The sequence below is a fragment of the Collinsella aerofaciens genome (assembly GCF_964283865.1).
Taxonomy (GTDB): Bacteria; Actinomycetota; Coriobacteriia; order Coriobacteriales; family Coriobacteriaceae; genus Collinsella.
Genome location: NZ_CAXYLS010000024.1, coordinates 1 through 20,665 on the forward strand (window position 1 = coordinate 1; position 20,665 = coordinate 20,665).

General features: G+C 61.5%; 18 protein-coding genes and 1 tRNA gene. 8 read left to right on the forward strand and 11 right to left on the reverse strand.

Features of this window, described 5'->3' with window-relative positions; genetic code table 11:
• Positions 1–184 precede the first annotated feature (184 nt).
• A complete protein-coding gene (locus ACRX4W_RS09370) occupies positions 185–3,085 on the reverse strand; it encodes an ATP-dependent helicase (protein WP_432300205.1) in 2,901 nt (966 codons plus the stop codon).
• Positions 3,086–3,312: 227 nt separating this feature from the next.
• The gene (locus tag ACRX4W_RS09375) at positions 3,313–4,293 is read right to left on the reverse strand and encodes an undecaprenyl-diphosphate phosphatase (RefSeq protein ID WP_432300207.1); all 981 of its coding nucleotides are present in this window, start codon (positions 4,291–4,293) and stop codon (positions 3,313–3,315) included.
• A 249-nt stretch (positions 4,294–4,542) separates the two neighbouring features.
• Between ACRX4W_RS09375 and ACRX4W_RS09380 the strand changes: the two genes are divergently transcribed.
• Entirely contained in the window at positions 4,543–4,980 is a 438-nt protein-coding gene (locus ACRX4W_RS09380; RefSeq protein WP_117583590.1) for a universal stress protein, read from the forward strand.
• 312 nt (positions 4,981–5,292) lie between these two features.
• Here the strand turns inward: ACRX4W_RS09380 and ACRX4W_RS09385 are convergent, their stop codons facing one another.
• The 4 genes from ACRX4W_RS09385 to purH all read right to left on the reverse strand — a co-directional run bounded on the left by ACRX4W_RS09385 (position 5,293) and on the right by purH (position 9,759).
• Positions 5,293–6,336, reverse strand: a complete 1,044-nt coding sequence (locus ACRX4W_RS09385) for a sensor histidine kinase (protein WP_117564916.1) — start codon at positions 6,334–6,336, stop codon at positions 5,293–5,295.
• Positions 6,337–6,345: 9 nt separating this feature from the next.
• Complete coding sequence (locus tag ACRX4W_RS09390; protein ID WP_432300210.1) at positions 6,346–7,017, reverse strand: response regulator transcription factor; 672 nt, start codon at positions 7,015–7,017, stop codon at positions 6,346–6,348.
• A 179-nt stretch (positions 7,018–7,196) separates the two neighbouring features.
• Positions 7,197–7,928, reverse strand: coding sequence for a hypothetical protein (locus tag ACRX4W_RS09395; RefSeq protein ID WP_432300211.1), 732 nt, complete (start codon positions 7,926–7,928; stop codon positions 7,197–7,199).
• Positions 7,929–8,151: 223 nt separating this feature from the next.
• Positions 8,152–9,759, reverse strand: a complete 1,608-nt coding sequence (gene purH / locus ACRX4W_RS09400; protein WP_117766417.1) for a bifunctional phosphoribosylaminoimidazolecarboxamide formyltransferase/IMP cyclohydrolase — start codon at positions 9,757–9,759, stop codon at positions 8,152–8,154.
• Between the two features lie 277 nt (positions 9,760–10,036).
• Between purH and ACRX4W_RS09405 the strand changes: the two genes are divergently transcribed.
• Positions 10,037–10,678 carry a GNAT family N-acetyltransferase gene (locus ACRX4W_RS09405; RefSeq protein WP_118206253.1) on the forward strand — a complete coding sequence of 214 codons (642 nt, stop codon included), beginning with the start codon at positions 10,037–10,039 and terminating at the stop codon, positions 10,676–10,678.
• A 452-nt stretch (positions 10,679–11,130) separates the two neighbouring features.
• Here ACRX4W_RS09405 and ACRX4W_RS09410 read toward each other — a convergent pair whose 3' ends face one another.
• Positions 11,131–13,077 carry a DUF2207 domain-containing protein gene (locus ACRX4W_RS09410; protein WP_158564553.1) on the reverse strand — a complete coding sequence of 649 codons (1,947 nt, stop codon included), beginning with the start codon at positions 13,075–13,077 and terminating at the stop codon, positions 11,131–11,133.
• Between the two features lie 508 nt (positions 13,078–13,585).
• Between ACRX4W_RS09410 and gluQRS the strand changes: the two genes are divergently transcribed.
• Positions 13,586–14,590 (forward strand): tRNA glutamyl-Q(34) synthetase GluQRS, encoded by a 1,005-nt coding sequence (gluQRS, locus tag ACRX4W_RS09415; protein WP_271728931.1) that lies wholly within the window; start codon positions 13,586–13,588, stop codon positions 14,588–14,590.
• Positions 14,591–14,607: 17 nt separating this feature from the next.
• Here gluQRS and ACRX4W_RS09420 read toward each other — a convergent pair whose 3' ends face one another.
• Together ACRX4W_RS09420 and ACRX4W_RS09425 are read right to left on the reverse strand one after the other, a co-directional pair.
• Positions 14,608–15,333, reverse strand: a complete 726-nt coding sequence (locus tag ACRX4W_RS09420) for a metallophosphoesterase (RefSeq protein ID WP_432300214.1) — start codon at positions 15,331–15,333, stop codon at positions 14,608–14,610.
• An 85-nt stretch (positions 15,334–15,418) separates the two neighbouring features.
• The gene (locus ACRX4W_RS09425) at positions 15,419–15,658 is read right to left on the reverse strand and encodes a hypothetical protein (protein WP_373161374.1); all 240 of its coding nucleotides are present in this window, start codon (positions 15,656–15,658) and stop codon (positions 15,419–15,421) included.
• A 549-nt stretch (positions 15,659–16,207) separates the two neighbouring features.
• On the opposite strand from ACRX4W_RS09425, the gene ACRX4W_RS09430 reads away from it, so the two are divergent.
• Genes ACRX4W_RS09430 through ACRX4W_RS09440 form a run of 3 tightly spaced genes read left to right on the forward strand, consistent with a single transcriptional unit; the run spans position 16,208 to position 18,833 of the window.
• Positions 16,208–16,750: a UBA domain-containing protein gene (locus ACRX4W_RS09430; RefSeq protein ID WP_117629961.1), complete on the forward strand. Its 543-nt coding sequence runs from the start codon at positions 16,208–16,210 to the stop codon at positions 16,748–16,750.
• Positions 16,751–16,768: 18 nt separating this feature from the next.
• A complete protein-coding gene (locus tag ACRX4W_RS09435; protein ID WP_432300217.1) occupies positions 16,769–17,554 on the forward strand; it encodes a response regulator transcription factor in 786 nt (261 codons plus the stop codon).
• The gene (locus ACRX4W_RS09440; RefSeq protein ID WP_432300218.1) at positions 17,538–18,833 is read left to right on the forward strand and encodes a sensor histidine kinase; all 1,296 of its coding nucleotides are present in this window, start codon (positions 17,538–17,540) and stop codon (positions 18,831–18,833) included. The genes ACRX4W_RS09435 and ACRX4W_RS09440 overlap by 17 nt, the downstream gene beginning before the upstream one ends.
• A 74-nt stretch (positions 18,834–18,907) precedes the next feature.
• On the opposite strand, the gene ACRX4W_RS09445 is transcribed toward ACRX4W_RS09440, so the two are convergent.
• Together ACRX4W_RS09445 and ACRX4W_RS09450 are read right to left on the reverse strand one after the other, a co-directional pair.
• A complete protein-coding gene (locus ACRX4W_RS09445; RefSeq protein WP_117779021.1) occupies positions 18,908–19,282 on the reverse strand; it encodes a VOC family protein in 375 nt (124 codons plus the stop codon).
• A gap of 12 nt (positions 19,283–19,294) precedes the next feature.
• Positions 19,295–19,582: a PTS sugar transporter subunit IIB gene (locus ACRX4W_RS09450; protein ID WP_055252380.1), complete on the reverse strand. Its 288-nt coding sequence runs from the start codon at positions 19,580–19,582 to the stop codon at positions 19,295–19,297.
• Between the two features lie 163 nt (positions 19,583–19,745).
• Between ACRX4W_RS09450 and ACRX4W_RS09455 the strand changes: the two genes are divergently transcribed.
• Positions 19,746–20,369, forward strand: coding sequence for a hypothetical protein (locus ACRX4W_RS09455; RefSeq protein ID WP_432300219.1), 624 nt, complete (start codon positions 19,746–19,748; stop codon positions 20,367–20,369).
• A gap of 31 nt (positions 20,370–20,400) precedes the next feature.
• Positions 20,401–20,485: transfer RNA gene (locus ACRX4W_RS09460), tRNA-Leu, on the forward strand.
• The last annotated feature ends 180 nt before the right edge of the window (positions 20,486–20,665 follow it).

The following is a 20,665-nucleotide window of genomic DNA, read 5'->3' on the forward strand; positions in this document are numbered from 1 at the left end:
GCTAATGAAGGGCTTTGCTCCGATCGTCAAGCTGTCGTGATCCTGGCGGACCTGGGCGGGTGTATGGGGCAACATCGATCGCGAGTTCCGCACGCAAAGGAGGCCACTTAATGTGGCCTCCGTCTTGCGCAGGACTGCCCGAGCAGGCGATGTTGCCCCATACACCCGCCCAGGTCCGCCAGGATCACGACAGCTTGACGATCGGAGCAAAGCCCTTCATTAGCTTTTTGGTCTGGCCGGTCTTTTCGAATTGAACCTCGATCATGTCTCCAGCGACCGAGATCACGGTACCCGTGCCAAAGGTCTTGTGGCTCACGGTATCGCCTGCGGCAAAGTCCTGCGACGCGCTGGCACGATCGACCTTGCGCTCCACCGTCGGAGACACCTTGGACAACGGCTTTTTGGCTCGCGGCGCACCCGAACCAAAGGTCGAGGCAACACGGCCGGCGTCGGGCGAGACCCCACGATGGCGCTCGGTCCCGCGGCTGCTACCGCCAAAGAAATCGTCAAAGCTCGATCCGCCGCGCGAACCGGAACCGCCGGTCGAGCGCGTATGCGAACCAAACACCTTGCCGCCATACATATCCGAGCCCATGCCCGAGCCAAAGGTGCCGCGACGGTCGCCGCGCTTCTCCCAGCCCGTTCCCTCAAAACCGGCAGAACCGATACCGCTAAACTCGATATCCTCAAACGGAATCTCGTTGAGGAAGCGCGAGCGCGGGTTGGCAGAGGTCGAGCCGTAGGTGCGACGCGTGGCCGCATAGGTCAAGAACAGGCGCTTACGGGCGCGCGTGATGGCGACGTAGGCCAGGCGACGCTCCTCCTCGAGCTTACCCGGGTCATCGCTGCCGCCAAAGTCGTGCACGTGCGGGAAGATGCCCTCCTCCATGCCGGCCACGAACACCGCCGGGAACTCCAGGCCCTTGGCGGAGTGGATGGTCATCATTGTGATGGCATGCGTCTCGCCGGCCAGGGAATCCAAGTCGGAGCGCAGGGCCAGCCACTCCATGAGTGCCGGCAGTGCCTTACAGGTGAGCGGACCGTAGGTGCGCTCAATCTCGTCGGCATGCACGGCACCCGCCGGCATCTCCGTCGGCGCGGCATACGCGTTGCCCGCGATGGCAGCGGCCAGGGCATCCTGCGGTGAGAGCGCCGGGGCGGCTAGTCTATCGAGCGGATTGGAACCTGCAGCATCGCGCGCGCCGACCAGCGCCTCAAACGAGGACGCGGGCGCGGACGGTCCCGGCTCGGGCGCAGGCGCGCTCACCACAACGGGCTCGGGCTCAGCGTCGGCAGGCACATCGGCAACGCCAGCCGCGCGCAGCTCTTCCAAGCTCTCAAGCGTACCCTCGATATCCTCGTGTGTCTCTTCAAATTCGGCCGCAACGCCCAGGAATTCCTGGATGTTCTCGGCGCGGCTCTCGGACTCCATGGTGCCCTCGGCGCGGAATGCCTGCAGCAGGCCCGTCTTGTCGACAATCATCTCGACGACGTCCTTGAGCTCGCCATCCATGCGACGGCCCTCGCGCACCAGCGACACAAAGCTCGACAGGCCATTGCGCACCTTGGCGCTAAACATGCCGGTTTCGGCGCACGCGATCTCGCAGGCCTGGAAGAACGAGCAGCGGTTGTCGCGCGCCAGCTGCTCAATTTTTTGAATCGAGGTGGAACCGATGCCGCGGCGAGGTGTGTTGATGACGCGCTTGACGCTCATCTCGTCGGCCGGGTTCACGATCATCTTGAGGTAGGCCATGACGTCGCGGATCTCGGCACGGTCGAAGAATCGCGTGCCGCCCACGATCTTGTAGGGCACGCCCGCGCGCAGGAACATATCTTCGAGAATGCGCGACTGGGCGTTGGTACGATAGAACACGGCGATATCGTCGTAGCTCGTGCCCTTGGAGTGCAGCTTCTCGATCTCGCCGGCAATCCAGCGGCCCTCGTCGCGCTCGTCGCTCGCCTGGAAGGCCTGGATCTTCTCGCCATCGCCCTCGGCCGTAAACAGGCGCTTGTCCTTGCGCTGCGAGTTATGGCGCACCACGGCGTTGGCGGCACTCAGGATATGACCAGTAGAGCGGTAGTTCTGCTCCAGCTTAACGGTCTTGCAGTCTTTGAAGTCCTTCTCAAAGTCCAGGATATTGGTGATGTCGGCACCACGCCAGCTATAAATGGACTGGTCGTCGTCGCCCACGACCATGAGGTTTTGGTACTTGGCGGCCAGCAGGTTGGCGATCTCGTACTGGACGTGGTTGGTGTCCTGATACTCGTCGACGCTAATGTAGCGGAAGCGCTCTTGGTACTTATCGAGCACCTCGGGGCGGGTGCGCAGCAGCTCGAGCGTGCGCACGAGCAGGTCATCAAAGTCCATCGCATTGGCAGCGCGTAGGCGGCGCTCCAGCTCCAAGTAGACCTGCGCGGCCTTTTTGTCGTTGGGGCTATCGGCACTCTTGAGCATGTCCTCGGGGCCGATCATGGCGTTTTTGGCCGAGCTGATCTTGCTGCGGATCATGTTGATGGGGAACTGCTTTTGCTCAATGCCGAGCGCCTGCATAATGTCACGCACCATGCGCTTTGAGTCATCGTCGTCGTAGATGGTGAACTGACCGGTGTAGCCCAGCAGGTCGGCGTCCTCGCGCAGCATGCGCACACACATGGCATGGAAGGTGCACACCCACATGCCGCGGGTACCGCTGGGAATGAGCGCCGCCAAACGCTCGCGCATCTCGGCCGCGGCCTTGTTGGTAAACGTAATGGCCAGGACCTGCCAGGGCTTAACGCCCAGGTCGCCAAGCATATGTGCAATGCGGAAGGTCAGGACGCGGGTCTTGCCCGAGCCGGCGCCGGCAAGGACCAGCAGCGGGCCCTCGGTGGTCAGGACCGCCTCGCGCTGGGCGGAGTTCAGGCTATCGATATCGACGAACGGCTTGGCGGGTTTGGACGCCGGAGCCGGGGCGTCGTAGATGTCGAGCGGAACGAGCTCGGGTTCCGGCGCGGCGGGGGCGGTGTACGCATCGAGCGGCACGGGTTCCGGCGCGGGCGACACGGGTACCGCAGTGTTCTTTTCCCAGGGCAAGGGCTGGGTCATGGGCGACTCCTCATCTGACGGACGGCGCGCCTGCGGGCAGCGCCATAGTTTGAGCCGTACCAGTATACCGAGCCGCGCGGACACCGACGCAAATCACACCACGACTCCGTGCGCCGCCGTCAGGCCCGCCCCATCGCCCAAAAAAGAGGACGGCATAGACCTTTTGGTCATGCCGCCCTCTTTGAATGACAAGTTGTCGCTCTGGCCGCCGCGCAGCGTCAACCAAGTTACAGGCCGAGCATGGGCTCCAGAACGAAGAAGTATGCGAGCACTACGATGCCCAGGATGATGCGGTAGACTCCGAAGCACTTGAAGTCGTGACGGCGGACGAAGCCCATGAGCCACTTGATGGCGATGAGCGAAACCACAAAGGCCACAACGCAGCCCACGCCCAAGATGGCGATCTCGTTGGTGCCGAACGTGCCGCCCTTGATGAAGTACTTGACCAGCTTGAGCGCACTCGCGCCAAACATAACGGGAATAGCCAGGAAGAACGTAAACTTAGACGCCACCGAGCGCGTGCAGCCCAAAAGCAGGCCGCCGATGATGGTAGAACCGGAGCGAGACGTACCAGGCACCAGCGAAAGCACCTGGAAGCAGCCGATACCCAGCGCAGTCTTCCAGCTGAGGTCCTCGAGCGTGGCGATGGAACCAAAGTCCAGATTCTCGTCATCGTCCTCATCCTCAGCGGTAGCCGTGGGGGGCGCCGCAAAGTGCGCACCGGCGGGACGTCCACCCGACACCACAGCACACGAACCAAACGAACCGGCAACGGCCATTTCCTCGCGCTTGCTCGCGCGCCAGTTCTCGATCACGATAAACAGCACGCCGTACACAATGAGCGCCAGCGCCACGACGGGAGCGTTGTAGAAATGCTCCTCCATCCAGTCGTTGAGCGGCAGGCCGATCGCCGCCGCAGGAATGCAACCGAGCACAATCTTGCCCCACAGCACCCAGGTGTCGCGACGGCCCTCCTTGCCCTTGCTGGGCGAGAACGGGTTGAGCTCGTGGAAAAACAGCACGCAGACGGCCAGAATGGCGCCGAGCTGAATCACGACCAGGAACATATTCCAGAACGTCTCGCTCACGTTCATCTTGACGAACTCGTCCACCAAGATCATGTGGCCCGTCGACGAAACGGGCAGCCATTCGGTGATGCCCTCGACCAGGCCCATGAAGGCAGATTTTAGAAGCTCGATAATATCCAAAGGGACCCCCTCGTTAGACACCCGCCGGTAGATGTTCTGCGGACGATGCGGGCGATGTCCCATTATCAACCGTTGGCGGTGCGACCGCGCCTACCCTTACCAAAAAACTCGCCCGTTCACAGAATTGCGAGCAGTTAAACCGAAATCCTTGGGTATAACTGCAACAAGATAAAGTGTCCGGCGGTCAACGCACCCGCGCCCGCCCGACGCACGAGCCCCGCGCCCGTGCGATAGACCAAGGAGGAAACCATGAACGAGGGTTACACCAAGGTATTTGTTTCACTCGACGGTACTGAGCAGCAGGATTTTGTGCTCGCACGCGCCATCAAGGTCGCCGCGAACAACGGCGCCAAGCTGATTATCGGCCACGTTATCGATTCCACGGCGCTCGAGAGCGCCGGCTCCTATCCGGTCGATTTGGTCAACGGTCTGGAGGAGGCCTTTAAGAACTCCATCGAAAAGCAGCTCGAAGAGGCCAAGGCCAATCCCGATATTCCCGAGGTCGAGGTCATGATACGCGCCGGTCGTATTCGCGAGACGCTCAAAGACGAGATGCTCGACGTGGTCAAGCCCGACCTGGTGCTCTGCGGCGCTCGCGGCCTGTCCTCGATCAAGTATGCGCTTCTGGGTTCGATTTCGACGTTCCTGCTGCGCAATACCGACTGCGACATTTTGGTCGTAAAGTAGCGTTGCTCCCACCGGCCGCGGGGCCTGCGGGGTTTCCACGGGCACGTCCTCGCCGCGTTGCGGCTGCGGGATGTGCCCTTAGGAAACCCCTCCCGGCCTCGCGGCCTTCGCAGCCTTACTTCAGCGAGTTGGCTGATAAAAGATGGCGTGCCGCCCCGTTTGGGGCGGCACGTTTTGTTTGGGCTGCACGTTTTTGTTTTGGGAGATCCATTTGAGCCTCATAGTTATGTTCACGTTCGGGAACATAACGCCAGTTGCCTTAGCTAAGTTCACGTTCGGGAACATAGCCGTCCGCAGCGCAAGACGGCCCGGCTACTCAAAGTATTGGAACTTGTTCGTCGAGAAGGCGAACGTTACGACAAAGCCTTCGCCGGAGTCGGATGCCGCCGTGACGTCGATGCCCATCTTGGAGCATAGGCGCGCCACCAGGTAGAGGCCGATGCCCGTTGCGCGCTTGGTGGTGCGGCCGTTGTCGCCGGTAAAGCCCTTCTCGAACACGCGTGGCAGGTCTGCCGCACACACGCCGCAGCCGTTGTCCGCAACGGTGAGCTCGATGCGCTCGCTCGCCAGGCCCTCGTCCAGTAACGCGCCCGAAAACACGATCTTCGCGCCGTCCTCGCGCGCATATTTAATGCTGTTCTGAATGAGCTGGCCCAGGATAAACTCGAGCCATTTTTCGTCGGTAAAGACCTCGAAGTCGAGGTTCTCGCACACCGGAGCCACGTGCGCCGCAATGAGCTCGCGCGCGTTGGCCTTAATCGCACCCGTCACCAAGGTCTTAAGGTCCCAGCGGCGAATCAGGTAGTCGCGCTCCACGACTTCCGAGCGCGCGTAGTACAGCGCCTGGTCGATATAGCGTTCCACGCGAGCCAACTCGCGACCCAGGTCATCGACACGTGTTGGGTCATCTGCGCCGCCGTCGAGGTTTTCCAGAATCAGGTGAGCCGCCGCCAGGGGCAGCTTGGCCTCGTGGACCCAGCTCTCGATATAGTCGCGATAGTCTTCGGTCTGACGCCGGCCCTCGGCAACCTCGTCGCAGGCGGCTTTGCCCACCCGGCACAGGACCTCGTACTCGAGCTCGCCCTCGGCATAGGTTGGGCATTGCACCATCTCCTGCACCCATGCGGGACTCTCGAGCTCCTCTGCCGCGCGCTCCAACTGACGCAGAAAACGGCGACGGCGAGCGTACTCGATCACGATGCCGAGCATACCGAAGATAAAGGACACGCCAACCGCCACGACCACGATAGAAACGGGTGCGCCGGCGACCGTCAGCACAAAGCAGCTCAGCAGCACGCCGCACGTCCACACGGCGACGGGAAGCAGTGCATCTTTAAAGAACTTGCCAAACGACATAGCCGGCCCCTAGACCGAATAGCCTTGGCCGCGATGCGTCGTCAAATACCCCTTGATGCCGATTTTTTCGAGCGTGGTGCGCAGGCGGTTGATGTTGACGGTGAGCGTATTGTCGCCCACGAAGGCGTCGGAGTCCCACAGGTCCTGCATGATGGCCGAGCGCGAGACGATCTTGCCCGCGCGGCTCAGGAGCAGCGAGAGAATGCGCAGCTCATTTTTGGTGAGCTCGGTGCTGTCGCCGGTCGCCGTGTTGGTGACCATAGAGCGGGCGAGGTCGAGCTCCAGCCCCTTGTGGACGAGCGTGCTGCGCTCGCCTGACGCCGCGGTGCGACGCAGCAGTGCGTTGATGCGCGCCACGAGCACGCGCGCGCTATAGGGCTTGGGAACAAAGTCGTCCGTGCCGAGCGTCATGGCCATGACCTCGTCGATCTCGGTCGTGCGCGAGGTGAGGACGATGATGGGGACCTCGGATTCGCGGCGAACCTCGTGGCAGATATGCTGGCCGTCCTTGACGGGAAGCGTGAGGTCGAGCAGCACCAGGTCGGGCGCGGCGGCGAGAATATCGCGCGAGACATGCTCGAACGATTCGCAGGCCTCGATTTCAAACCCGGCGCGGGCAAGGATGTCGACAAGCTCACGACGAATGGGCTCGTCGTCCTCAACGATATAGATTAGCGCCATGGATTCCGCTCCCCTCTTGATTGTCTTGCCACCATTATGGCTGCGAAACTGCAGGTGCGCGCCACGCACGTCGCCAAGGTGACAGAATTGTTCGCGAGCGGGGGCGTTTTGTCCGCCTCGCACTCGCAGCGGTGGCGGGAACCAAAATGATTCTTTAATCCCCGTCCCAGAATAATCATTTAGCGGCGGGCGCGAAGCTTTTCGTAGCCGTCGACAAAGAAGGCGACCGTGGCGGCGTCGGCCTCGGCGGCGTCCGTCTCGGTTGCGGGGACCACGCCGTGCTCGTCGCTCACCAGGAACAGCGCGCCCTTAAGCTGCGCGGGAATATCTACGCGCGTGACCGGGATGCCCTTGGTCTGGGCCAGCTGCTCGATGAGCGTCGCCGTGCCGCACAGGCACTCGTCCGCCGGCGCCACAAAGGCGAGTTCGCCGTTGTTGACGGCGGCGAGCAGCTCGGGCGCCACGCCGGTCTCGTCGGCTTCGGAGCGGGCCTCGGCGGAGCGGGCACGCAGCGCCTTGGCCGAAGTATCGGCCAGCGGCTCGTACTCACCCACCGTCATGGCGGCATTGCCGTTAACGTCGATCACCAGCATGAGCACGCCGTCGTGCGCGGTGTAATCGCCCTCGGCAAGCGACCACTCAACGTGCTGCTTGGCCCAGCTGAGCATGTTATGGGTAAGCGGCTCGCCCTGCACCAAGCGCTCGGACAGCGCGCGAATGTGACGGTTGAGCATGGGCACCTTTTTGTTGGACATGCGCCAACGGCAGATAAGCGCGGGCTTGTCGAGCGTAAACTTCTCGACCGCCTCCTGATTGGCGCAAAAGTCCTCGTACGCACGCTGATCCTCGGCATTGCCAAACAGCTCGGCATCATCAATCTGGGGCATGGTCATACCTTTCGTGTTAGTCATTCCGTCCTCTTATACCAAAAAGACGGCCCTCCAAACGGAGCGACCGTCTTTTGCAGAGATTATTTTGACGATATGGTCAGGCGACCGAACAGTTTAATGGGATAGAGAAACATCCCATTAAGGGTTTTCCAAGTGCCCGAGATTGCCCCGAAAGAGGAGCGCCGCGTACTAAATGTACGCAAGCGACGGTTTGAGGGGCAAGGTCGGGTGCTTGGGAAAGCCTCTAGTGCCTAAAATGCCTAGCTCCGGTGAAGACCATCGCAATACCATGCTCGTTGCAGGCCTGGATGCTCTCGTCATCGCGCTTGGAGCCGCCGGGCTGGATGATGCAGGTCACGCCGTGTGCGGCAAGCACGTCGACGTTGTCGCGGAACGGGAAGAACGCGTCGCTTGCGCAGGCAAAGCCGCCCTTCTCCACGCCCTCGCGCTCGCAGAAGTCCTCGGCGCGCTCGCAGGCAAGCAGCGCAGAGTCAACGCGGTTGGGCTGACCGGGGCCCATGCCAATGCCGGCCTTGCCCTTGGAGACCAGGATGGCGTTGGACTTGACGCCCTTGCAGACCTTCCAGGCAAACTCGAGCTCGGCCATCTCGGCATCGGTGGGCTTGCGGTCGGTGGGGAACGTAAAGGTCGCGGGGTCCTCGGTCACGTGGTCGACCTCCTGCACCAGCATGCCGCCGTCGATGGAGCGCAGTTCCACCTGGGCGCCGTGGTCCACGCCGCCGGTAGCCAGCACGCGCAGGTTGGGGCGCTTGGCCATGCGCTCGAGCGCCTCGGCAGTGTAGCTCGGGGCGATGATGACCTCGACAAACTGCTTGTTCTGATCGGCAAAATGCTCAACCAGCTCAAAGGGAACCTCGCGGTTGCAGGCGATGATGCCGCCGAAGGCGCTCTTGGGATCGCAGGCGAAGGCGCGGTCGTAAGCGGACGTAATGTCCTCGGCAACGGCGGAGCCGCAGGGGTTCTGGTGTTTGAGGATCACGCAGGCAGGCTCGTCGAACTCGCGGACCAGGTTCCAAGCGGCATCGGCATCCAGATAGTTATTGTAGCTGAGCGGCTTGCCCTGGATCTGCTCGGAGCCCACGAGCGGAAACTGCGAGCTCGCGGTGTTCTCGCAACCCTCGGCAAAGCGGTAGACCGTAGCCTTCTGCTGAGGATTCTCGCCATAGCGCAGGTCGTCGACCTTCTCCAGCGAAATCTCGAGCTTGGCAGAGGTATCCGCCACGTCACTTGCCTGGGCGGCAAGCCAACGGGAGATAGCCGTGTCGTAGGCGGCGGTGGTCTGGTAGACCTTCACCTGCAGGCGACGACGGGTGGAAAGCGTGGTGCAACCGCCGGTCTCGTGCATCTCGGCCAGGACGGCGTCGTAGTCGGCCGGATCGGAGATGACGGTAACGCTCGTGGCGTTCTTGGCAGCAGAGCGCAGCATGGAGGGACCGCCGATGTCGATGTGCTCGATGGCATCCGCGAAGGTGACCTCGGGGTTGGCAACGGTCTTCTCGAACTCGTACAGGTTGACGACGACCAGGTCGATCAGCTTAATGCCGTGCTGAGCGGCCTCCTGCATGTGCTGCTCGGAATCGCGGCGGGCCAGCAGCGCGCCGTGAACCTTGGGGTGCAGGGTCTTAACGCGGCCGTCCATCATCTCGGGATAGCCCGTGAACTCCTCGATGGGGGTTACGGGAACGCCCGCGTCCTCGATGGCACGAGCCGTGCCGCCCGTAGAGATGATCTCGACGCCAAAGTCATCGACCAACGTCCGTGCGAAATCGACGACACCCGTTTTATCGGTAACCGAGATCAACGCGCGTGCGATCTTCACATCAGATCCCATGCAGTCCTCCTGTCTGGTACGCCGCCGTGCTCTGTGAGTCGGTGATACGTCGATCTGCAGCGCTCGCGCAGCGGCATTGAAAATACTGATTCAATGTAGCGCATCGAGCGCGACGTTGCACCCCGCAACGCACGGCTGTGCAGAAAAAGTTTGCGAGCGGGGGTTGCAGAGGCGCCGCTGAGCACGGTGAGTTGATGGAACACAGGGGCACCATAATTAGATGCCAATGGCGTGGTAGAACTGTGCTCGATATGCATCCGCAAAAGAAAGAGGCACCATGGTCTCGCGGGTTCTCTACCGACCGTTTGATACTGAAGACTTTGACGCCATCGCGCTGATTCTGCAGCAGCTTTGGCATAACAATTCGGATAACGATGAGTACAACCGCCTTGAGGCCGCATGCGACCTCGCCTATTGCCTTTCGTCCTCGACGTTTTCGCAGGTTGCGGTAATTGACGGCGAGGCGCGCGGCATTGCGCTTGCACGCGCAGGACAGAGCCCCGGCGTCACTATCAACGAGCATTGGATGGATACCGAACGCGCGTTGCTGTCGCAGATGCGCGAACTGGAGCCCGATGCCTGCGCCGAGTATCTCTCGTTTGTGCGCGCAACCATCCGAACCAACAACCGCCTGCTCGAGAGCAGCCCATTGCCGCACGACAACGAAGTCACGCTGCTCGCCGTCGATCCCGATGTCCATGGCCTGGGCGTTGGCTCGGTGTTGCTCGATGCCGCTGTCTCGTACCTTTCCTCGCGCGGGGCGACAAGGGCGCACCTGTACACCGACTCCAACTGCTCGTGGAAGTTCTACGAGCTGCACGGCTTTAAGCGCACGGCCACGCACCGCGCCAACCGCGAAGAGCGTCGTCACGACATGCCGCGTGAAAGCTTTCTCTACGAACTCGACCTAACAGCCTAGCCCAAGCAGCCACACCTGGTCATTTAAGAACGTCCCCAATGACTGATCCCCAACAACTAGTCATTTAAGTCTGTCCCCAATGAGTGGCCTAGGGGGTTTGTAGATAGCCCTGGTCAAAAAACATCAAATATGAGTACTGTTACCTTTTTAGTAGCAGCGATTTGGGGCATTTTTGATGCTTATAGGCATGACGACCAGCTGCACGAGCTGACATAACTGCCCAAATGTTCAATAAAATGGGCTCCTAACGAGAAGTACTCTCATTAGGAGCCCATTATTATGTGCAAACATATGTGACCAACGCAGCAACAGTACTCATATTTGGCATTTTTTGTCCACTGTCCCTTGCGCGAAGGTCCGCAGCGGAAAGTTTGACCCGTTTCGATGCACAAAAATGGGATGAATCTTCCCTGGCAACCGCCCAGAAAGATCCACCCCAAAGCAAGCGCTCGCTAGAACGTTCCGCCGCCGCCTCCGCCGACGCCGCCACCGCCGCCACCGGAAAAGCCGCCGCCGCTGCCGCCGCTCGAGCTATCGGAACTCGAAGCCAGCTCGCGGATGGTCTCGTGATACACCTCGTTGAACGAATCGAGCGGAGACTCGTTGCCGTAGTGATGGTAATACCACCAGTAGCAGGGGTAGTTGTCGTAGAAATCGTCGCTGTTGCGCAGATCCGCAGGCACGGCCTCGGCCAGCTGTCGCAGCACTTCTTTCGAAACGCCCAGGGCAACGCCCATCACCAGCAGTTTGTTCCACAAGATTAGGTCGCTGGGGATAGCCTCCTTCAGGCGCGTAAAGTCCTCGAGCCAATGCTTGAGCGCCTTGCAGCGAGCCGCCACCTCGGCGCCCTCCGGCGTGTAACGGCGGAAGGTGCAGCTCAGGACAAAGCCCACGATCGTAACGGGGATCGAGATCATAGCGGCACCGACGTTGGCATCCGCAAAGTCGGTATAGAACAGAGAGCCCAGAATGCCAAAGACAATGATGATGCCGAGAACCAGGCCGGCCACCATCGCGATAGTGCCATCCGATGCAATAAGCTCGCGCGCCTCCAGCTTGCCCTTAACTGTGCTCTGATAGTCCTCGAGCTTGTCGCCAACAGATGTGGTGCGCTCGCTAGCGTACTCCTCCAACTCGCTAAACGTGCGCGAACGGACTCCGTCCTTATCGGGCTTAACGCCAGCAAAGAAGACCTTGAGCACGTCGCGATCGATGCCGTCCTTCTTGGCAGCCTTCCAGGCCTCGTCGGTCACTGTGATGCGATACGTCTGCTCCTCTTTTTCGCGACGGAGCAGACCCTTCTTCTTGGTCTCGGTCGCTTCTTCCAGCTTGATCACGCGGTCGTCGGTGAGCTTCATAAGTGTGGCGATATATGCCTGATCGGGCACGTCGTTCCAGCTCATGAGAGCTGCAAGCACCGCGGGATGGTCGGCCGAGGGCACATCGCGGAAGTACTCGTCCTGGAAGAGTGGCTTGGGCTTGGGCCTGCGCAGCTTAAGCATCACGATCACACCGGTATAGGCAACCGCCACGACAACACACACCACGGCAATCGCGCCGGCAACCGCACGCGCGTGCTCACGGCGAGCGTTGGCCTCGTCGGCCCATTCCTTCTCTTCGCTCAGAATCGTCGACATGCGCTCTTCGCTCGAGGCGGCGAGCTGCGGCACCCAGTCGTTGGGGAAGGCGATGCGTGCCTCGGCGAATTCTCCCTCATGCACGCAGGGAATGGTATAGGTGACCATGGGCTCGTCCGCATCGAGTGACACGTCGCCCGTCAGCGGGCCGTGGCCCCATGCGCGGAAGTTATCGCCCTTGACGGCGGCCGTCCCGGCAGCGGCATTTGCAAAGTAGACTTCCATCTCGACGTCATCGGAGTCCGCAGACCAGCCGTCACCCACAAATTTCCAGTAGAGCTCGGCGGTATCGGCCCAGTTCATAACCGCACCGGTCATGGAATAACTCACGTAGTAGATTGCGCTGTCGCCGCTCTCGTGAGGGCTGAACACCTTAATCTTTACGCCGTCGTCGGACTGCTCCACCGTGTAAACGCCGTCGTCGCCTTTGTTTGCGCTGTCGACCTTGTTAAACGCAGTGTCGTCTTCCTCGACGCTCAGCACATTGACGACCACCGAGCCGCCTTGCTGGTTAGAGCCTGTATTGATATCCCAATACACGCCGTTAATGTCATCGTCGAAATCGAACTGGCGTCCCTCGACAACGGTCAGCGAGCCATCGGCCTCGACCGTGGCACCGATATAGGTTTGGCTCATGGAGTAGCCGTCGGCGTGCGCGGCGGCAGGCAGCAGCAACAACGCAAGCGCGACGAGTGCGCAGACGGAAGCGAATCGCGCAAACAGGCGGCGCTGCCGACAGGGCTGGGCAACGGGGGCGTTCATAGGCACATCCTTTGTCTGTGATACCAACAGCGTCATTGTCCCACGTTTGCGGGTTCATGTGACGAACATCTAGGCCAGCGGAGTATCAAACGGGACGAAAGTCACGCCCGCCGCCGGCACCTGGGGACGTTCCTTATCTGCCGGCAATCTGGGACACTCCTTGGCATAGCCCGCTCCGGCAATAGATACCACTTCATAGCTCCATCACAGGTGTAGCGGCTTTGTGTGGGCGCGGCATGCGCTGATTGAGCCGCCAGTTGAGGGGCATAAAGCAGTTGAGCGAAAACGGTTTGCCCCTTTGCCGTCCGCTCGAGGATCATGTCCCCCTTTTCCGCGGAAACCCCGGCAGTTGCGAAGAGCTGCCGGGGTTTCTGTCGTTTGAGGGCTAAATTGATTGACGACGATTAAGGTGCCGAGCCGGTGGTCCGGCACGCGCAACGCGCGGCCTCAGCAACTTGCAGGCCACGGCAGCGTCTCCCCCACCGCGCCCCGCGCTATACTCGTCCGCATGGACATCAACGCACGCAACATAGCAACACCCGCCGCCGACGCGCCAACGACGCCGGCCGCTCCCGCGCCCGTCGTGGGGCGCTTCGCCCCGTCGCCCTCGGGCCGTATGCACTTGGGCAACGTGTTCAGCTGCCTGTGCGCATGGCTTTCGGCCCGCAGCCAGGACGGCAGCATCGTGTTACGCATTGAGGACCTGGACGATCGCTGCAAGCGCCCGGAATTTGCCGCCCAATTGATTGACGACCTGGCCTGGCTAGGGCTGGAGTGGGACGAAGGCCCCTACTACCAGCACGACCGCCTGGACCTGTACGAGAGCGCCTTGCGCCGGCTGAAAGACGCCGGCCTCACCTATCCCTGCTTTTGCACACGCGCCGAGCTCCACGCCGCGAGTGCACCGCACGCGAGCGACGGCACGCCCATCTACCGTGGTGTCTGCCGAAGTCTTTCGGCCGAGGAGGTGGCCCGCCGCAGCGCCCTGCGCGCCCCGGCCACACGTCTGTGCGTGCCCACCGTCGACGACCTCGCAGACGACGTGATCGAATTTGTGGACCGCACGTACGGGGCCCAATGCGAGGCGCTCGCCACCGAGTGCGGCGACTTTTTGGTCCGCCGCAGCGACGGCGTGTTTGCCTATCAGCTAGCCGTGGTGGTCGACGACGCTGCCATGGGCGTCACCGAGGTCGTGCGCGGATGCGACCTGCTGGGGTCCACGCCGCGCCAGATCTATCTGCAGCACCTGTTGGGACTGCCCACGCCGCACTACGCACATATTCCGCTGCTCATGGCACCGGACGGCCGCCGCCTTTCCAAACGAGACCGCGATCTGGACCTGGGCGAACTCCGCGCCCGCTTTGGCACGCCCGAAGCGCTGCTGGGCTGGCTCGCCGGGCAAACGGGCATCGCGCCGGACACCACGCCGCGCTCTGCCGAGCGGCTGGTCGAGCACTTTAGCTGGGACGTCATCCGCGCGCACCGCGAGAACATCACTGTAACGGCCGAGTAGCCAAATACGCCCCACCCCTACGCAACATCCCAAGGCTGGAGTTCGTCGCCCAGGCGAACGATGCAGTCGTAGAGCACGGTATGGCGCTCGGTCGGGTTGGCATCCCGATGAAAATGCCCGTAGTACCAGCGCTTGTAGTCCAAGCGGTCTTCCAACTCGTCAAAAAATGCCGTAAGTCGATCGACGGCGGGGCAATTCCAGCCGGGCGCCGGATAGAGCGTGGGCGAAAGCATGCGCGTAGAGCAGGTGTGGGTGACCACGTAGTCGACCTTCCAGCCCACGCTGTCGAGCTTCGTCCGTGCCTCCTCAAAGTTGCGCTCGTCCGGCAACTCCTGCGGCCACCAGCTGGAATACGGAATGCGGTATTCCTTGTCCACGCTCGTGGCGCCGCCCATGGTAAAGACCGTTGAGCCGTCGAGCTCAAAAACGTCGCCACGCGTCAGGCGCCGTATGGGGGAGGTATCCGACAGGCGCTGCGTCAGCCCACCGTGCCACAACTCCATGGGTCGCTCCGCCCAGTGGTCGAAACGTTCGTGGTTGCCGTCGACGAACAGCACGGTATAGGGGCGCGACTCCAGCCAAGCGATGTCGGCACACTCCTCGGCAGAGAAATCCCACGGAAAGCCAAAGTCGCCGGCAATGATGAGATAGTCGTCGCTCGTCAGGCTTTCCCCAAGATCCCAATCGCGCAGCTTTTGCATGTCGAGGCCGCCGTGAATATCGCCCGTCACATAGACCGTCATCGGATTACCACTTCCCTGTAAGTCGCTAGCCCACATTCTGCACGATCACTAAGCCAACCGTTCCAGCCCTTCCATCCTTTAGGACCTACCCCTCGCTCTTCCATCCACACGGGTCAAGCACCCAAAAAACCAGATCGAGCACGCCGCTGGTCATCATGGCACCGGCAAGGGCCATGCAAACATGCAGAGAACTGGCACTTCGGAGCACGTCAAATGGTCCCAGAACAGCCAGCAGCGCGACCGCCACGCCGGCCGCGCACAGCACAAGACACGGCCCTGCGTCCTTGACGCACTTCTTTGCAAGGTGCTTGGTGTTGCCACTCATCAATATCGAACTCCTTAGAGGGTCGTTTTTCAGATGCATGCCGCCGCGACGGAGCATGGCGGCAGGGTAAGTGTCACATATCGTGCGGACATCAATGGAGAAACCGCCTGCTCGACCAACCCTTGACGCCGTTTTGCATCGGTACCCCATCCCCCGCTATCGGGCTCTATTACTTTTTCCGCGAAGTGAGCGTCTGTTTTTGGACCCCTGGAGCATCCGCATTTTTCAACGGCATAAACGCAGGATTCTGGCATCAAAACCGCAGAGAACGGCGCCCTCAAAGTGTCAATGCTTCGGGGGTCCGATTTTGCTCGTTCACTTCTCGGGAAAAGTATTAGACCTCGCCGCCAACCATAAAGAATAATCCCCTTCCACACACCCAAAAACTCATCCAACATTAATCTTGGCTCAAGAATCGCTTAATCTATAACCTGCACTATAGAGTTCGACCAAGGGCGGGGCGGCACCGCGCAACGCAGGCCGCCGAACGCAACGCTCGCGCCCGAGCAGATCGCCTGGCGTCGCGCCCATCGAACGAAAGGACAGGTCATGGACGACCTCGAAAAAGTTGAAACCATCCGCACCAAGTGCAACGTGAGCTACACCGACGCCAAGGCAGCGCTCGACGCCGCCGACGGCAACGTTCTGGATGCCATCATTTGGCTCGAGTCGCAGGGCAAGACCCAGACCACGTCGGCGCATGCCGCCACCGAGTCCGCGCCAGTCGATGAGCCCTCTGCCGAGATGGTCGCCGCGCAGGCAGCCTACGAAAAGTCGAGCGAAAAGACCGACTTCTCCAAGAAGATGGACAGCGCGTGGGAGTACCTCAAAAAGCTCTTCCGCCTGAGTCTGGACACCAAGTTTATCGCCACGCGCCGCGATGCGATCATCCTCAACATCCCCATCCTGATTCCCATCGTCGCGCTGTTTGCCTGGGGCGCCACGATATGGCTGATGCTGATTGGCCTGTTCTTTGGCATGCGCTACCGCATCGACAGCGACGGCGACGTGCCCGGCAGCATCAACAACCTTATGGATAGCGCTGCTAACGCTGCGGACGACATCAAGCAAAATCTCAACGACGACAAGTAATCGCAGACGGGGGCACGCATGGCACGGATCCTGATCGTAGAGGACGAGGAGAAAATCGCCCGCTTTGTGACGCTCGAGCTGGAGCACGAAGGCTACCAGGTGGAACACGCCGCCGATGGCCGCACTGCCGTGGACCTGGCGCTGGAGCGCGACTACGATCTGATTCTGCTCGACGTACTGTTGCCGCAGCTCAACGGCATGGAGGTCTTGCGACGTGTCCGCAAGCACAAGGATGTGCCGGTGATTATGGTCACCGCGCGCGATGCCGTGATGGACAAGGTGGCCGGGCTCGATGCCGGCGCCGACGATTACCTGACCAAGCCATTTGCGATTGAGGAGCTGTTCGCACGGATCCGCGTGGCACTGAAGCGCTCGGAGGCCGTGCGGGCGGCTTCGGGCGTTGGCGGCGCCGGGGCCGGGGCGGGCGTAGCGAGCGGCACGGCCGCCGGTATCGCCACAATGTCCCCGGCAACCGACACGGCCCAGTCCGCTGCCACGCCCTCCCCCGCCGCACTTACCGTTGACTCGGTTGCGCTCGACCCCGACCGCCGCGAAGTCACGGTCGGCGGCTCGCCCATCGCGCTCACGGCCCGCGAGTTCGATGTCCTCGCCCTGCTTATGGCGCATGCCGAGACCGTGCTCACGCGCGAGCGCATCGCGCACGAGGCGCTGGGCTACGAATATGTGGGCGACACCAACAACGTCGACGTGCACATTGCGCATCTGCGCGCCAAGATCGAGGACGCCGGCGGTGCCCGCATCATCCAGACCGTGCGCGGGGTGGGCTATGTCTGCCGCGCGTAACGACGAGACCAAGCGCGTCACCTCCATCGCCCGCGCCATCAACTGGAGCTACATGTGGCGCCGCCTGATAAGCTACGTCTGGCTCGATCTGTGGCTGCTGGTCGCCGCGGCGGCGATTCTCGTCTACGGCTATAACCAGACGCTGCCCGACGGCGCGTTTACCGCGGGATGGATTCCCAGCGCCACCGTTCACGGCATGTCGCTGGCTCCCGCGCGTGGCTGGGACCCGGCCACACTCACCTATACCGTCGAGCTTGCGCGCACCGCCAAGACCTTCCCCCTCGCGCAGGACCTCGTCGCGCTGTGGCCCCTCTACCTTGTCGTTGCGGGCGGGCAGGTCATCAGCGTGCTCAACATGCTCGGAGGCGCCCGTCGCGTGCGCCGCACCATGGCACCGCTCAACGACCTTGCCTTGCGCGTGGACGAACTCGGCCGCATGCAGCTCACCGGCGGCAAGATGGAAACACTGGAGCAGGCCATCGAGCGCGCAAGCGTCGACTCGCCGAGCGTCACCACCGGCGACGCCGACCTGGCAAGCATCGAGGTCGCGCTCAACCGCCTGCTGCGCCAGATGCAAGAGGCCAAGCTGCAGCAGATGCGCTTTGTCAACGACGCGAGCCACGAGCTGCGCACGCCCATCGCGGTGATTCAGGGCTACGTGAACATGCTCGACCGCTGGGGCAAAGACGACCCGGACGTGCTGGCAGAATCCATCGCGTCCCTCAAGGCCGAAAGCGAGCACATGCAAGAGCTCGTGGAACAGCTGCTGTTTTTGGCACGCGGCGACGCCGGACGCACGGTCCTGCGGCGTGCGAATACCAACCTGGCCGCGCTGGTCGGCGAGGTATGCGAGGAGTCACAGATGATCGATGCCGCGCACACGTATCGACTGGCGTACGACGCTGCGCTTGTCAGCGACCCGCGCTGCGACGCGCCCGTTGACGTGGCGCTCGTGAAGCAGGCTCTGCGCGTGATCGTGCAAAACGCCGCCAAGTATTCGGACGCGGGCACGCCCATCTCGTTTGGCGTAGCGCCGGATGCGGGCGCAGGCACGATCGACATAAGTGTTGAGGACGAGGGTATCGGCATGAACCAGGAATCCGCAGCTCACGCGTTTGAACGGTTCTACCGCGCCGACAACGCACGCGATGCCGGCGCGCAGGGCTCGGGTCTGGGGCTTGCCATTGCCAAGTGGATCGTCGATAGCCATGGTGGTGTCATTGGCGTGACCTCAGTCGAGGGCGTCGGCAGCCGCTTTACGATTCGCCTGCCGCGGTAGGAAGCCCCTCGGCATAAAAAAGGGATAGGGCCAGGCGGCTCTATCCCTTTTTGCTAGCTATAGCAGCCTGTGCGCTACTCGCGGCACAGATGCACGGCGAAGCCGGCGAACTCGCGCTTAAAGTACACGAGCTTGGTGCCGCCGTCGGGCAGCAGCACGCGCGACTCCTCGTTGACCTCGAGCCCGCGCTCGGCAAACCACTTCTCGGCCGCATCGATGTCGTTGACGGCAAAGCCAATGTGGCCCTTGGTGCCACGACCGTTCTGCTTCATGACCTCGATCAGCGAATCGTTAAAGTACGAAACCGGGGTCTCGATAACGGGTAGGCCCATCATCGTCGAGAACAGCTCCGCGATCTCCAGGGCATCGGCCGGGTCGGTGGCGTTAATGCCCACGTGGGCGACGCGCATGCCAAAGAGCTCTACCGGGTTGGCGTTCTGCTCATTCATTACAGGCAGCGCCTACTGAGCCATAACGTCGAGAACGGCCTTCTCGGCAGCGACGCGGTTCATGCCGGTCATGAAGGGCACGCCGCTCACGTACGGGCAGGTGAGGCCCTCGGGGGCAACGGTGGTGGCGATCAGCAGGTCGGCGCCCTCGTCGCAAGCGTCCTTGGCCTCAGAGATGGCGCACTGCACGATCTCATACTTGCCGGCATAACCGTTGGCGTCGAGCATGGTAGCGACCTTCTGGGCAACGAGCGTGGAAGTAGCAGCGCCAGCACCGCAAGCCAAAACGATCTTCTTCATAGGTAATGTCTCCCTTCATGGTTTACTTTAGGTAAGTGTACCGCAGCGAGCGATGGCACTCAGCCTCGATGAGCTTTTATGCCAGTTTGCTTGCGCGCTGCGTATAATACATCTAGTACGTGTTGTCATACCGCTCGCTATATGAGCGACTAAGGATCCCAATATGCCCGATTCCCGCACACTCTGGACCGCCGTCGTTATCATCTGCATCGCCGTGTCGGTGTTCTTTAGCGTCAAAAAACGCACCACGTTCAAACGCCTGCAGCAGCTTATGGCCGCCAAGCAGTGGGACGAGTTTGATCGTTTGCTCGACGCCAAACTCACCAGCATGCTGTACCCGCGCTACAACCGTGACTACCTGCGCCTGAACTCCTATCTGCTGCGCGAGGACCACGAGCGCGTCGACGAGATGTTCGACCTGCTGCTGGGGCTCAACCTGCCCAAGATGCAGCGCGTCGACCTGGTGATCAAGGCCTTTAACTACTACGTTGGGCAGGAGGATCGCAAAAAGTCCAAGGAGCTGCTGCACGAGATCAAGGGCTTTGAGGGCGGTCAGGCCGAGGCGGTCGCGCACGAGTGTCAGCTGATGTACGACACGATGATCCTCAAGCGTCACAACGACATTCCCGAGCTGGAGCGCATGCTCGAGGATGTCGGCGACGACCCGGTCAAGCGCTGCCGCTTGGAGTACCTGCTGGCCCTGCAGTACCAGAACAAGGGCGACGAAGCCAAGTTTGCCGAGTACTTGGAAAAGTCAGGCCAGCACTCGATGGCCGTCAACGCGTAACGGACGGCTTGTGCTAGACTTCTAGTCTCACGGGGGCGTGGCGGAATTGGCATACGCAGGAGACTTAAAATCTCTCGCCGCAAGGATTGTGGGTTCGAGTCCCACCGCCCCTACCATGTATTGGTTACGGGCCCGTGTCCCCTGGGGATGCGGGCCCGTTTCTTTTGGATGCCGATACAGATGGTGAGTTGCGGTGGAATAGGGACTGTTTGGGGCCCGAAAGGGGGTGCGGACAGAAAGTTGGACCGCGGGGCGGTCCGGACTGGAGGTTCGCATGTACAGCAGGGAGAAGGTCG

What these genes read in the sequence shown, in the direction of transcription:
- ACRX4W_RS09370 (WP_432300205.1), bottom strand. Translation starts at nt 3,085, where the DNA reads ATGACCCAGCCCTTGCCCTGGGAAAAGAACACTGCGGTACCCGTGTCG.
- ACRX4W_RS09380 (WP_117583590.1), top strand. Translation starts at nt 4,543, where the DNA reads ATGAACGAGGGTTACACCAAGGTATTTGTTTCACTCGACGGTACTGAG.
- ACRX4W_RS09385 (WP_117564916.1), bottom strand. Translation starts at nt 6,336, where the DNA reads ATGTCGTTTGGCAAGTTCTTTAAAGATGCACTGCTTCCCGTCGCCGTG.
- ACRX4W_RS09390 (WP_432300210.1), bottom strand. Translation starts at nt 7,017, where the DNA reads ATGGCGCTAATCTATATCGTTGAGGACGACGAGCCCATTCGTCGTGAG.
- ACRX4W_RS09395 (WP_432300211.1), bottom strand. Translation starts at nt 7,928, where the DNA reads ATGACTAACACGAAAGGTATGACCATGCCCCAGATTGATGATGCCGAG.
- purH (WP_117766417.1), bottom strand. Translation starts at nt 9,759, where the DNA reads ATGGGATCTGATGTGAAGATCGCACGCGCGTTGATCTCGGTTACCGAT.
- ACRX4W_RS09405 (WP_118206253.1), top strand. Translation starts at nt 10,037, where the DNA reads ATGGTCTCGCGGGTTCTCTACCGACCGTTTGATACTGAAGACTTTGAC.
- ACRX4W_RS09410 (WP_158564553.1), bottom strand. Translation starts at nt 13,077, where the DNA reads ATGAACGCCCCCGTTGCCCAGCCCTGTCGGCAGCGCCGCCTGTTTGCG.
- gluQRS (WP_271728931.1), top strand. Translation starts at nt 13,586, where the DNA reads ATGGACATCAACGCACGCAACATAGCAACACCCGCCGCCGACGCGCCA.
- ACRX4W_RS09420 (WP_432300214.1), bottom strand. Translation starts at nt 15,333, where the DNA reads ATGACGGTCTATGTGACGGGCGATATTCACGGCGGCCTCGACATGCAA.
- ACRX4W_RS09425 (WP_373161374.1), bottom strand. Translation starts at nt 15,658, where the DNA reads ATGAGTGGCAACACCAAGCACCTTGCAAAGAAGTGCGTCAAGGACGCA.
- ACRX4W_RS09430 (WP_117629961.1), top strand. Translation starts at nt 16,208, where the DNA reads ATGGACGACCTCGAAAAAGTTGAAACCATCCGCACCAAGTGCAACGTG.
- ACRX4W_RS09435 (WP_432300217.1), top strand. Translation starts at nt 16,769, where the DNA reads ATGGCACGGATCCTGATCGTAGAGGACGAGGAGAAAATCGCCCGCTTT.
- ACRX4W_RS09440 (WP_432300218.1), top strand. Translation starts at nt 17,538, where the DNA reads ATGTCTGCCGCGCGTAACGACGAGACCAAGCGCGTCACCTCCATCGCC.
- ACRX4W_RS09445 (WP_117779021.1), bottom strand. Translation starts at nt 19,282, where the DNA reads ATGAATGAGCAGAACGCCAACCCGGTAGAGCTCTTTGGCATGCGCGTC.
- ACRX4W_RS09450 (WP_055252380.1), bottom strand. Translation starts at nt 19,582, where the DNA reads ATGAAGAAGATCGTTTTGGCTTGCGGTGCTGGCGCTGCTACTTCCACG.
- ACRX4W_RS09455 (WP_432300219.1), top strand. Translation starts at nt 19,746, where the DNA reads ATGCCCGATTCCCGCACACTCTGGACCGCCGTCGTTATCATCTGCATC.